Source organism: Paralysiella testudinis (assembly GCF_016894345.1).
GTDB classification, from domain to species: Bacteria; Pseudomonadota; Gammaproteobacteria; order Burkholderiales; family Neisseriaceae; genus Paralysiella; species Paralysiella testudinis.
Genome location: NZ_CP069798.1, coordinates 1466857 through 1478726, shown reverse-complemented (window position 1 = coordinate 1478726; position 11870 = coordinate 1466857). Strand labels below are relative to the sequence as shown.

General features: G+C 52.2%; 12 protein-coding genes. 7 read left to right on the top strand and 5 right to left on the bottom strand.

Going from position 1 to position 11870, the window contains the following annotated elements; genetic code table 11:
- Positions 1 to 106: 106 nt before the first annotated feature.
- The 4 genes from JQU52_RS07695 to JQU52_RS07680 all read right to left on the bottom strand — a co-directional run bounded on the left by JQU52_RS07695 (position 107) and on the right by JQU52_RS07680 (position 3308).
- Positions 107 to 391, bottom strand: coding sequence for a hypothetical protein (locus JQU52_RS07695; RefSeq protein WP_230337942.1), 285 nt, complete (start codon positions 389 to 391; stop codon positions 107 to 109).
- A 246-nt stretch (positions 392 to 637) separates the two neighbouring features.
- Positions 638 to 1321 carry a hypothetical protein gene (locus JQU52_RS07690; protein ID WP_230337941.1) on the bottom strand — a complete coding sequence of 228 codons (684 nt, stop codon included), beginning with the start codon at positions 1319 to 1321 and terminating at the stop codon, positions 638 to 640.
- 98 nt (positions 1322 to 1419) lie between these two features.
- Entirely contained in the window at positions 1420 to 1638 is a 219-nt protein-coding gene (locus tag JQU52_RS07685) for a hypothetical protein (protein WP_230337940.1), read from the bottom strand.
- On the bottom strand, positions 1635 to 3308 hold the full coding sequence (locus tag JQU52_RS07680) for a SulP family inorganic anion transporter (protein ID WP_230337939.1): 1674 nt from the start codon (positions 3306 to 3308) through the stop codon (positions 1635 to 1637). Before JQU52_RS07680 ends, JQU52_RS07685 begins: the two co-directional genes overlap by 4 nt.
- A 306-nt stretch (positions 3309 to 3614) precedes the next feature.
- Here JQU52_RS07680 and JQU52_RS07675 point away from each other — a divergent pair, with 306 nt between their 5' ends.
- The gene (locus JQU52_RS07675) at positions 3615 to 4922 is read left to right on the top strand and encodes a hypothetical protein (RefSeq protein WP_230337938.1); all 1308 of its coding nucleotides are present in this window, start codon (positions 3615 to 3617) and stop codon (positions 4920 to 4922) included.
- Positions 4923 to 5043: 121 nt separating this feature from the next.
- On the opposite strand, the gene JQU52_RS07670 is transcribed toward JQU52_RS07675, so the two are convergent.
- A complete protein-coding gene (locus tag JQU52_RS07670) occupies positions 5044 to 6522 on the bottom strand; it encodes an aspartate:alanine exchanger family transporter (protein WP_230337937.1) in 1479 nt (492 codons plus the stop codon).
- Between the two features lie 741 nt (positions 6523 to 7263).
- Between JQU52_RS07670 and prpB the strand changes: the two genes are divergently transcribed.
- From prpB to JQU52_RS07640, 6 genes are all read left to right on the top strand, one after another.
- Entirely contained in the window at positions 7264 to 8145 is an 882-nt protein-coding gene (gene prpB, locus JQU52_RS07665) for a methylisocitrate lyase (RefSeq protein WP_230337936.1), read from the top strand.
- Between the two features lie 3 nt (positions 8146 to 8148).
- Positions 8149 to 8886 (top strand): sulfite exporter TauE/SafE family protein, encoded by a 738-nt coding sequence (locus tag JQU52_RS07660; protein WP_230337935.1) that lies wholly within the window; start codon positions 8149 to 8151, stop codon positions 8884 to 8886.
- Positions 8887 to 8996: 110 nt separating this feature from the next.
- The gene (gene prpC, locus JQU52_RS07655; RefSeq protein ID WP_230337934.1) at positions 8997 to 10175 is read left to right on the top strand and encodes a bifunctional 2-methylcitrate synthase/citrate synthase; all 1179 of its coding nucleotides are present in this window, start codon (positions 8997 to 8999) and stop codon (positions 10173 to 10175) included.
- A gap of 123 nt (positions 10176 to 10298) precedes the next feature.
- Positions 10299 to 10817, top strand: a complete 519-nt coding sequence (locus JQU52_RS07650; RefSeq protein ID WP_230337933.1) for a hypothetical protein — start codon at positions 10299 to 10301, stop codon at positions 10815 to 10817.
- Between the two features lie 65 nt (positions 10818 to 10882).
- On the top strand, positions 10883 to 11326 hold the full coding sequence (locus JQU52_RS07645; RefSeq protein ID WP_230337932.1) for a hypothetical protein: 444 nt from the start codon (positions 10883 to 10885) through the stop codon (positions 11324 to 11326).
- Positions 11327 to 11456: 130 nt separating this feature from the next.
- Positions 11457 to 11837 carry a hypothetical protein gene (locus JQU52_RS07640; RefSeq protein ID WP_230337931.1) on the top strand — a complete coding sequence of 127 codons (381 nt, stop codon included), beginning with the start codon at positions 11457 to 11459 and terminating at the stop codon, positions 11835 to 11837.
- The last annotated feature ends 33 nt before the right edge of the window (positions 11838 to 11870 follow it).

Sequence of the window (11870 nt, the reverse complement as noted above, 5' to 3'; positions counted from 1 at the left end):
TTAAAAACGCTTCGGCCTCGCCCAGATTTGTTAACCGTGCCCATTCCTCTGCCGAAGTGGTGCTGTGAAAAGCAGAAACATACCCGCCGGTTCCGCGCGTACCCTCCTAATATTTGCCTACTGCATGGGTTAATTCGTGCATCAAGGATGGGAGCTGGTCAATATCAAACATAACTTGATCTATACGAATAGTATTTTCGTATGGAGAATAATTTGTTTGGTGAAAAGAGCTATATTTACCACCACTTTGATTGAATGCATTTATAGCGTTTGCTAGGGGTTGATAAGATTCAATCCTTAATATTAACTCATTAAAATTAGCTCTTCCTAATTCCACTTCCCAGAATTTGCTTAATTGATTTTTTGCACTGAATGTTAAAGCAGATGACATCACATTACTCCTTGAAATATGATACATAATCAATATAGAAACATATTTTATTTGGTAGTGTCCTGAAAAGTATGCTGCTGAGAAAAGCAAGCACCAACAAGGTAAAAATCATGGTTTAGGCAATATAGAAACTATAGATAAACAGGGGGGCTGTTTCGCTTACGTAAATAATGGTCTTATTTTTTGCCTAAAATATAGGCAGCATACTTTTCAGGACACTACCCTTTATTTAACAGCACCTCCTACCTAATCAATATCAAATTTCTCATAAACATCACGCCGTATAAAACTAGGAATAGTACGATAAAGCGTTATCTCTGATAGGGTAGCATCCGGCGCAGAACTCATTACAATAATTGGAGATATTTTTAGATTTGATATACCACCTATCCAAAAATAAGTTTCTAGAGGTTTATAATTATTAAAAATATTATTTTCTGAAAAAAAATTGCTAGTTTCGATAAATAAAGAGCCCTCTACATTGCGTTGGATGATATAGGGAGTTGGTAAACTTGGAGGAAATTGCCCATCTTTGAAAAATGAAGAGTACTTAAATAAATAATCACGAGTTCCTTTAATCTCAATAGCATCTAAATTTCGTACTTGTCCTTTTGTTATATATAAATTACTCAAATCGTCAGTATAAATTTTGCTAGATTCCGCTATACTTATTGCACGTTTTTTCTCCATATCTACATCATCTATATCTTGAATATTCCAATCTTCTAATACTACAATTTCCCAAGCAAACGATAGCTCTTGTGCAGTCATCTGAAAAAGACAGTCACTGTCCAAATTATTGTACAGTTGCAACAATAAATCATCCAAACTATGTACCGGCTTTAAGTTGGTACAGGCTGCGGCATAAGCGGGCATAGCAAATACCAACCACAACATCAGCCCAATAAATGCAATAAAGGATTTTTTCATATTGCTATACCCTTGGTATCATTGATCATGATTTGGTTATATAAACTTTGCTTGCCAATGGATTATCGAATCAAGTTCGGCAATGACAGTTATGCAATTCAGGCAGCCCCGCTTTTACGCCGATAATAATCCGCAATCGCCGCCATTTGCGCCTTATCGTGCGGCTTCAGCGTTTGCCGCAGCTGCTGCAAGCGCATAAGGGTAAGCTCTTGGGTTTCCATTTGCGCGCAGGTGGTGGCGCTTTCGGCTTGTGTTTGCGCCATCAGCGCGTCCAGCATCGCCAGCGCTTGAGCATAGCCAACTACGGTATCGCTCACAATACGTCCAGCCGTTTTTGTACGCCGTGTACATCGGCAAACACATTATTGGCGCCCAGCCGTTGCAGCCACTGGGTGCGAGTGAGCAAGTCGGTGGGTTGCTGGCGCAAGCCGTACACCAAGATGGGCACGCCTTTTTCCTGATAAATTTCCAGCAATTCTTCCAGCGATTCCTCACCGGAAGAGTCGACATAAATCACACTGGAGAAATCCAACACCAGCGCTTTTTCCGGCACGTTGGCCAGCATATCGTCGATTAATTTTACCGCACCGAAAAAGATGGCGCCGGTAAGTTTATAAGTGGCCACGCCGTCTTGGTGGGTGTTGGCGGGCAACTGGGTTTTCTCGGCGGTTGAAAGGCTGGAAATGCGGTAGATAAAGATAAAGCAGGCAAAGAAAATCCCCACTTCCACCGCCACGGTTAAATCCACCACCACGGTGAGCACAAACACCGACAATAAAATCAGCCGGTAAGGCAGCCTAAACGTGCGCAAGCGGGCAAATTCGCGCCATTCGCCCATATTCCACGCCACAAACATCAAAATAGCACTGAGTGCGGGCAGCGGGATATATTGCGCCAAAGGTGCTGCCACCAGCACCACCATCAGCAAGGCCAGCGCATGCACCATGCCCGCCACCGGGCTGCTGCCGCCGTTTTTGATGTTGGTGACGGTGCGGGCAATGGTGCCAGTGGCGGGCATGCCGCCGAAAAACGGCATCACCATATTGGCAAAGCCTTGCGCCAGCAGCTCCTGATTGGAGTCGTGTTTGTCGCGTATCATGCTGTCGGCCACCCGCGCGCACAGCAGCGACTCAATCGCCCCCAGCACCGCCAGCGTCATCGCCGGTAAAAACAGCCCTTTCACCATCGCCCAACTGTAATCGGGCACGGTAAATTCAGGCAGCCCTTGCGGTATGCCGCCAAAACGGCTGCCGATGGTTTCCACATTCAGCCCAAGCAGCGCCACCAACAACGTGGCCACCACCAATGCCACAATCGAGCCGGGAATCAGCGCCAGCGAACCGGATACACGCGGCAGCATGCCGGTTTCTTCAGGCAGCGTTATTTTGCGCTTCATGGTTTGCTGCCAGCCCACAATAATCCCCAGCGACAACAACGCCACCGCCAGCGCCGCGCCGTTCCAGGTGGGCAGCGCCTGCCACAGCGTTTGCATCAATGCAAAAAATTCCGCCGGCACCTTGCCTTCGATACGCAGCCCCAGAAAATCTTTGATTTGCGACAAGCCAATCAGCACTGCAATGCCATTGGTAAAGCCGATAATCACCGCCACCGGGATAAATTTAATCAACACCCCCATGCGCAAAAAGCCCATCAGCCACAGCATCACGCCCGACATAAAAGTAGCCAACAGCAGCCCGCCCACGCCGTATTGCGCCACAATGCCGTACACAATCACAATAAACGCCCCGGCCGGGCCGCCGATTTGCACACGCGAGCCGCTGAACAGCGAAATCAGAAAACCGGCAATAATGGCGGTAAACAAGCCTGCTTCCGGCTTTAAGCCGCTGGCAATCGCAAACGCCATCGCCAGCGGCAGCGCCACCACGCTCACGGTCAAGCCCGCGCCCACGTCTTTAATCAAACGCTCACGGTTATAGCCAGACATCAATTCGTATAATTTGGGATTAAAACGGGTGGTGAATTTCATAAACTGCGGCCCGCAGAAGTTTAAAGTTAAGAAAGTGTAAATTATGCGCGATTGCCGCCGCAAAAGCCATGCCTTGCGCTGATTTAATCTATGCCCGTGCTTTACATCAAAAATACCCATTCGAAAAAATAAGATAACAAGGCGGCGAGCCGTAGACAGTACAGGTAGTACGGCAAGGCGAGTCAACGCAGTTAGGTTATTTTTTCGAATGGGTATAAGGCTGCCTGAAAACAAGCGTACAGAATATTGGCCGCCGGCGGCCATTGTGATTACACTAGCGCCTATTCCCATCCACGGACACCGGCCATGAGCGCACCTGAGAAACGTTTTTTAACCACCTTCGTTGCCCCCAAGCCCAATAAAACCCTGATTCAGGCGATGACATGGGCCAACCGCTGGCTTAATCTCTACGGCACGCCCGGCCTGCGCGATGTGCCCTACCTCAACCGCCTGCCGCTGGTGCGCGGCCTGTGCGACATCCGCCATCTCGATTTGCCCGCTGCCGACGATGTCCGCCTAAAGGCCACGCTGGCCGCCGACGGCATGGTGTTTATCACCCCCAACCACCCCGAATTTTTTACCGATTGGATGCTCGACAAAGAAATCGCCGCCCGCTACGCGCCGATGATGGCCAATTGGGCCACCCACGATATTGTTAACGGCATGGGGCGCTGGGGGCAAAAATTCTGGCTGGCCAACAACCTGATTGCGCAAGTGCCGGGCGACACCGAGCAGGCGCTGGCTTATTCGATTGACACCGCCGCCGCCGGCACACCGGTGCTGCTGCACCCCGAAGGCAGCGTGCATTGGCAGGGCGACCACATCAACACCCTGTTTCAAGGCGCCGCCAAAATGGCCTTGCAGGCCGCCGCACAAAGCAGCAAGCCCGTATTTATCCAACCGCTGATTTGGAAATTGAAATTTATCCGCAATGAAGAAAGCGCACTGCACGCAGAAATGGCGCAGGTGGAGCGGCAATTGCAAATCGAAGCCAAGCCCTTCTTAAACCTGCCCTTGCGGCTGGCGCGGCTATACCGCCACGTGCTGTGGCTGCGTTTTCAGAATATGGGCTTTGCGCCGCCGCGCCACTTGAGCTTTTTTGCAGCGCAAGACGTGCTGCTGGAAAAGCTGTTGCTGTCGCTCAACGAATTCGGCACCTTTTCAGGCAGCCTTAATGAACAGGCCAAACAGATGCTGGGCGCCATCCGCCAAGCCGAAAAAAGCGGCCAATCCATCGACCGCATGACCCGCCGCCGTCGAAGCGAATTGGCGTTTATCCTGCGCAATCCGCAAGAAGTCTACCACCAGCCGCGCTGGCAGCAGGAACACATCGCCGAATGCCTCAAGCGCCTGCGCTGCGACCATTTGGCTTGGGGCGGTTTGGGCAATAAAATCCACCGCTTTGTACCGCGCCCGGTGGGTGGGCGCAACGCCCATATCCGCGTTGCCGAGCCGCTGAACATCCGCGCCCTGCTGGCCGAACAACCGGATTTGGACGCCGCCGCCCTCACTGCCTTATTGCAACAACAAATGCAGCAAACCTTGGATCAGCTCAATGTCGAATTGAATACAGCTCGATCGCCACAAGAGTATGCCAATCCGTTTGTGCTGTGAGCACATGCTTTCAGGCAGCCTTAGATAAGTGGGTGTAACTTCAGTTACTTCAATTCCAACCAAAAAGAAACCGCCGGCAATATGCTTGCCGGCGGTTTTGTTGATTGCGGATGGCTTGCGGCTAGCCGCCCCAACCCAAGGCGCCAATCACCTGCACAATCAAAATCTTCAGCACCGTCATCGACGGAAAAATCATCGCATAGCCGATATCGGGTTTGTCGGTTTGGGTGGTGCGGCTGGAAAAGGCCAAGATGGCCGGATTGCCGGTCACCCCGCTCACAATGCCGGCGGCCAAATCAAAGGGTATTTTGAATAACCACATCGACACCAGCATGGTGATCAGCACCATGGCCGCCACAATGGCCACCGCCAGCAGTATATAGGTCAGCCCGCTTTGAGTTACCGTGTTCACAAAAGTGTGCCCGGAAGACATGCCCACTTGCGCCAAAAACAGGGTAAGGCCGAAATTGCGCAGCACATTATTGGCCGACACTGGCATCACCCACTGGATTTTGCCGCTGCGGCGGCGCCAACCCAAAAACAGCGCCACCAGCAGCAAACCGGCAAAACCCAAACTAAAAGTGCCCAGCAAAGGCAAGCGCAGCGGAATGGAGCCTACCGCCATGCCCAAAGCCGCGCCTAAGCCGATGCCGATAAAATTCAGCTCGCCGGTGGAACGCACCGAATCGCCAAACAGGGCTTTCAGTGCCTGAATATGGCGGCGCGGTGCCAAAATACCCACCCGATCGCCAAACTCCAGAATGCGATCCGGCTTGGGCGTCATGTCAGCATCGTTGCGGCGCAAATGCAGAATACGCGCTTCCCATTGCGCCGGGATTTCTTGCTGTACATCCGCCAAACGGCGGTTGGCGATTTTCGGATTGGAAACAAACAGGCGGATATAGTCCAAATCGCCGCGAGCGCCGGCAATGCGGTTGTGCTGGGTAATGCCGAATTGGTCGGCCACTTCGTCCAAGGTTTTGCTGTCCACCCCGGTGAGCATCAGCACATCGCCTTCTTGCAATACCTCCTCAGGCCGTGCCGCCACGGTTTTGTGGTTGCGTCGCAGCGCCGCAATTGATACCCGGCGCGGAATTTTGGCACTCGCTTCGGCCAGGGTGAGCCCCAGCATGTCTTCGGCATGCACTTCCACTTCATGCGTGGTAATCACCGCCTTGCCGCCGCGATCAATGGCCGGTTTACGCCAAGCATGGTAGAGCCCCAACATCAAAATCGGCACCGCCACCCCAAACGGATAGGCCACGGAATAGCCGGTGGCTGGCGCCTTGTTTTCCGCCACCACCAAGGCTGCCTGCAAAGCGGCGGTGCTGGTACCGGCACCGGAAAACGCACCCAAGGCCTCGTGCAAGCCCACGCCCGGCATCCACTGCACTGCGGCCAGCATCACCACGGTGGCCACCAATAAGCCAACCAAAGCCGCCAAATTGGCTTTAAGGCCGCTCTTGCTGGTGAGGCCACGGAAAAACTGCGCACCATAGGCAATGCCCACACCATACAAAAACAACAGCAAGCCCAGCTGCCCCATTAAACTTGGCGGCGTAGAAGCGGGCGCAAACGCGCCCACCGCCCTGTCCCACAAACAACACCGCCCCCGCCCCCAGAGAAAATCCCCGGATATTCACCGCACCGAGCAAATAACCCAGTGCGATGGTGAGAAACAATGCCAATAAATTATTTTGCTCTAAAAATGCACTAAAAGTGGATAACATCATGTCCTCATCTTTCATGGCTTGTGGCCACCACAACCTGCATCACTTATTTTCGATTATGATTATATATGAAAATACAATAATATTTTATTATTTTTTCTATGCTTTTAGTTTTTCACTTAAATCAACATAAATGTAAAAAATAGATGCACAAATACCTAATTAATATCAATTAATCTATTTTTAGAGCAAAGAAACCACTTTAGCAATTGATTTTATTGTTATAAAACGCCATTCGAAAAACAACAAAATGCCATTTTTATCACTCGCGATTCATTACTCAGCAACAGCAACATCCATATCCTCAAATACCTTTAAATACCTTTTACAGTTTTTAACCAATCAACGCAGAACTTAGCCCTATCAAAGCCGGTCTAGGCATCACTTGTTTCCTCCAAACAAGTTTGTAGTGAGTAAGACGTTTTCCCCGTAATGTGTTTAACCATCTGCACTCTCCCCTTGGTGCAGATGGTTTTTTTTTGCTTGCTCAATCCCCATCATCGCCGCACTACGCCAACAGCATGAAAGCCCATTGACAGGCATAATGTTTTTGCTCTAAAGTATCTCCGTTAACAAAGACATAAGAACAACATCATTTTCAGGAGAATTTCATGAGTCAAGCCTCTGCCGGCCTGCGTTTCCGCCAAGCTGTCCAATCCGAACACCCACTGGCCGTTGTCGGCTGTGTTAATGCCTATTTTGCCCGCCTTGCCACCGCTTCCGGTTTCAAGGCGATTTATTTGTCCGGCGGCGGCGTGGCCGCGTGCTCGTGCGGCATTCCCGATTTGGGCATCACCAGCCTAGAAGACGTGCTGATTGATGCGCGCCGCATCACCGACAATGTCGACACCCCCTTGTTGGTGGACATCGACACCGGCTGGGGCGGTGCGTTTAATATCGCCCGCACCATCCGCAGCATGGAAAAAGCCGGTGTGGCCGCCGTGCACATCGAAGACCAAGTGGCGCAAAAACGCTGCGGCCACCGCCCCAACAAGGCCATTGTGTCGCAAGCGGAAATGGTAGACCGCATCAAGGCCGCCGTGGATGCCCGCGTAGACGATAATTTTGTGATTATGGCGCGCACCGATGCACTGGCGGTGGAAGGCTTGCAATCCGCCATCGACCGCGCCCAAGCCTGCGTGGAAGCCGGTGCCGACATGATTTTCCCCGAAGCCATCACCGAGTTGGCCATGTACCGCCAGTTTGTGGATGCGGTGAAAGTGCCGGTATTGGCCAACATCACCGAATTTGGCGCCACCCCGCTCTATACCCAGCAACAGCTGGCCGAAGTGGGCGTGGATTTGGTGCTCTATCCGCTGTCTTCATTCCGCGCCGCCAGCAAAGCGGCTTTGAATGTATACCAGCACATCAAAAACGACGGTACTCAAGAAAATGCCGTAGACACCATGCAAACACGCATGGAGCTCTATGATTTCCTCGGCTACCACGACTACGAGCAAAAGCTGGATCAGCTCTTTACCCAACAAAAATAAACCATGCCCACCGCCGGTTTTCTGGCGCTGGTGTTTGCCGCCGCCGCGCTATTGCACGGCATGGTGGGCATCGGCTTCACGCTAATTCCCACTTCGGTATTGGCGTTGAGCATGAGCATGAAAGAAGCGGTGGCGCTCACCGTGTTGCCAATGCTGCTGATTAACAGCATCAGCGTGTTCACCGGCGGTGCGGTGTGGCCGATTTTGCGCCGCTACACCTTGCTAGCTGTGAGCAGCATTATCGGTAGCTTTATCGGTGTAAAACTGCTGCTGATGGTACCCTCGGCTTGGCTGCAATTGGCACTGGCTTTATTGATTGCGCTGTATGTGATTTTGGCTCTACGCCCCAAGCCGTTCAGGCTGCCTGAAAGCAAAAGTCTTACCGCCGTATTTGGCTTGGCCGCAGGCATTGTGGGCGGTGCCACCAATGCCATGTCTGCGGTATTGATGATGTATCTGCTGGCCAAAAGCCGCGATAAAAACGAAATCGCCCAAGCCGCTAATTTGTGTTTTGCATTGGCCAAAGTGGTGCAGGTGATGATGTTGTGGCCGCTGCTGCGGCAAATGGATATCCCCGCATCATTGCTGTTGTGGCCGAGCATGGTGGCGGTGGCGGTGCTGCTGCTGGGCGTATGGCTGCGCAAGCGCATCCCGTTCCAGCGTTTCCGCCAACTCAGCCTGTTGATTTTGGCATTATTGGCATTGATGATGCTGTATAAAAGCTTAGGCAGCCTGATATAGCCTAGAAACTCAATATCCCACGGCGTTTTCGCCCGGTATTAATTTTTGGCTGTAAAGGCTGCCTGAAACCCAAACCCCAACACGAAAAACAAACAAAGGAGAACAACACCATGGCAACCCGCAAACCCGCTGCCGGCGAAACCCAAGAAGCCGTTACCCCGAAGCCGAAAAAATCGGTGGCTTTATCCGGCGTGGCCGCCGGCAACACCGCCCTGTGCACCGTGGGCAAACACGGCAATGATTTGAGCTACCGTGGCTACGACATCATCGATTTGGCCAAAAACTGCGAATTTGAAGAAGTGGCGCATCTCTTGGTGCATGGCCATTTGCCCAACAAACACGAGCTGGCCGCCTACAAAACCAAACTCAAAGCCTTGCGCAATCTGCCCGCCAATGTGCTGGCCGTATTGGAAAACATCCCCGCCGCCGCCCATCCCATGGACGTGATGCGCACCGGCGTTTCTGCACTGGGCTGCACCCTGCCCGAGCGCGAAAGCCAGCCCTTAAGCGAAGCACGCGACATTGCCGACAAACTAATGGCGTCTTTGGGCAGCATGCTCTTGTATTGGTATCACTACAGCCACAACGGCAAAATCATCAGCCTCGACAGCGAAGAAGACAGCATCGGCGGCCATTTCCTGCATCTGCTGCACGGCGAGCGTCCCAGTGCCGCGCATGTTAAAGCCATGCACGTATCGCTGATTCTGTATGCCGAACACGAATTCAACGCCTCCACCTTCACTGCCCGCGTGATTACCGGCACCGGCTCCGATATGTATTCCGCTATTTCCGGCGCCATCGGCGCGCTCAAAGGCCCCAAACACGGCGGCGCCAACGAAGTGGCTTACGACATCCAAAGCCGCTACCGCAATGCCGACGATGCCGAACAAGACATTCTGGCACGGCTGGAGAAAAAAGAAATCGTAATCGGCTTTGGCCATCCGGTATACACCATTGCCGACCCGCGCAACGTGGTGATTAAAGAAGTGGCGCGCGACCTGAGCAAAGAAACCGGCGACATGACCTTATTCGACGTGGCCGAGCGCCTGGAAAGCGTGATGTGGGACAACAAAAAAATGTTCCCCAATCTGGATTGGTTCTCTGCCGTGTCTTACCACAAACTGGGTGTACCCACCGCCATGTTCACCCCGCTGTTTGTGATTTCGCGCACCAGCGGCTGGGCAGCGCATGTGTTGGAGCAGCGCCAAGACGGCAAAATCATCCGCCCCAGCGCCAACTACACCGGCCCCGATGATCAAAAATTCGTGCCGCTGGCCAAACGCAAGTAAGTGCTGTTCAGGCTGCCTGAAAACCTTTCAGGCAGCCTGAGTTATATGTTTTCTGCAGGCACGATACTCAATTGAATGTAAACCCCTATATGGCCTACATTTAATTTAATTAAGGATAGCAAAATGAAACACCAGCCGTGCCTCAACCTGTTTTTAGGTGCGCTATTCGCCAACAGCGCTTGGTTGCCGCTCGCCCATGCAGAAGCACCGGCACAAAAGCCCGATTTGAGTGGCCAGTATCAGGTACCGGGCGATTGTTATACTGTCGACGATCATGGCAACTACCACAAATGCCGCGCCATGAATAAGCTCAGCCTGCGCCAAACCAGCTCCGGCCATTATGCCTACAACCTCGAAGTCAACACCTTTGCCACCACCTCTGGCGGATGTGAGCTGAACGGCCACATGGACTTAGTGGCCGACCAAAATAATTGGCGCTTGCAAGCGCCCAATAGCGCCAATATTTGCCGCGTTACCTTTGCCGTAGACAAGCGTCGCCTCACCCTAGTTCCGCCGCCGGGTGAAGACGAAAATTATTATACGAACACCGCTGCTTGCCGCGACAACGTTTGCGGTTCAAATGCCAGCCTCTACAGCGATCCTTTTCTACGCCAAAGCCGAAAAGCATTAAAAGGAAAGTAAGCCAAGCACCATGCCTCGCATCGGCTTCAGTTAAAATTACCGCAGCAAACAAAAAGGAGTACACCATGAAAATCCGTGTTTTATCCACCATATTGGCCACTTTGTTGGCGCTGCCCGCCGTTGCCTTGGCTGCCGATAAAGTGCTATTCAGCTGCACCACCACCAACGGCAAGCAAATTATGGTCACCGACCACGGTCAAAACTTTGGCTACCGTTTCGGCAAGCCGGGCAAGCCAGAGCTCGCTTTCACTTCTGACCGCCAGCAGACTGAGATCACCGCGTGCACCGCCAGCAATGGCGATGGCAGTGAGGCATCCATTCATTTGTCCAATGGGGACTATGACTATGTGGTGACAGGCGGCGGTGACCGTTATCACAAGCAGCCGTATGGTGATGTCAAGGTCATGCGTTCTGGCTCGGATACGCCGGTGACTACATTGCAATGCCGTACAGGAACTGTGGTGAACCATATTTTTGACTTGTCCAATATTGCTTCCCGCTGTGACTAAATAAACGCTAATTCTCTTGTAGGCACCCTATAAAGAGGGGCTTCAATTTTGACTGGAAAGGAATACCATGCCTATATCTCTCCGGATTTCTACAGTTGTTGCCCTGTTGGTTTTGGCAGGTGCCGCAAGCATGGCCAGCGCCAATGAAGTGCTGTTCAGCTGCACCACCACCAACGGCAAGCCGGTGCAGTTGAGCCAAAGTGGCGACACCCTGCACTATCGCTTCGGCGCGGCCAACAAACCGGAGCTGGTGTTCAGCAATCGCACCGCCGATATCGAAAACGGCAGTTGCAATAGCGGCAACAGTAGCCACAGCTGGGTATTGCTGCGCAACGGCGGCTACGATTACATGATCAGCGCCCACGACCAAACCGGAAAGCCCAGCCAAGCCACGCTGGATGTGTACCGCATCAATGCCAAAGCCAACAGTGCCACCCTGATTTGCCGCAGCGGCAGCGTACGCCACCAGCTAAGCCGATTGAGCAGCAGCATCAGCCCTTGCGGCCAATAACACATAAACCCGTTTTTCAGGCTGCCTGAAACC

Excerpts from the sequence above, each read along its gene's own strand:
- JQU52_RS07695 (WP_230337942.1), bottom strand. The coding sequence starts at position 391 with ATGTCATCTGCTTTAACATTCAGTGCAAAAAATCAATTAAGCAAATTC.
- JQU52_RS07690 (WP_230337941.1), bottom strand. The coding sequence starts at position 1,321 with ATGAAAAAATCCTTTATTGCATTTATTGGGCTGATGTTGTGGTTGGTA.
- JQU52_RS07680 (WP_230337939.1), bottom strand. The coding sequence starts at position 3,308 with ATGAAATTCACCACCCGTTTTAATCCCAAATTATACGAATTGATGTCT.
- JQU52_RS07675 (WP_230337938.1), top strand. The coding sequence starts at position 3,615 with ATGAGCGCACCTGAGAAACGTTTTTTAACCACCTTCGTTGCCCCCAAG.
- prpB (WP_230337936.1), top strand. The coding sequence starts at position 7,264 with ATGAGTCAAGCCTCTGCCGGCCTGCGTTTCCGCCAAGCTGTCCAATCC.
- JQU52_RS07660 (WP_230337935.1), top strand. The coding sequence starts at position 8,149 with ATGCCCACCGCCGGTTTTCTGGCGCTGGTGTTTGCCGCCGCCGCGCTA.
- prpC (WP_230337934.1), top strand. The coding sequence starts at position 8,997 with ATGGCAACCCGCAAACCCGCTGCCGGCGAAACCCAAGAAGCCGTTACC.
- JQU52_RS07650 (WP_230337933.1), top strand. The coding sequence starts at position 10,299 with ATGAAACACCAGCCGTGCCTCAACCTGTTTTTAGGTGCGCTATTCGCC.
- JQU52_RS07645 (WP_230337932.1), top strand. The coding sequence starts at position 10,883 with ATGAAAATCCGTGTTTTATCCACCATATTGGCCACTTTGTTGGCGCTG.
- JQU52_RS07640 (WP_230337931.1), top strand. The coding sequence starts at position 11,457 with ATGGCCAGCGCCAATGAAGTGCTGTTCAGCTGCACCACCACCAACGGC.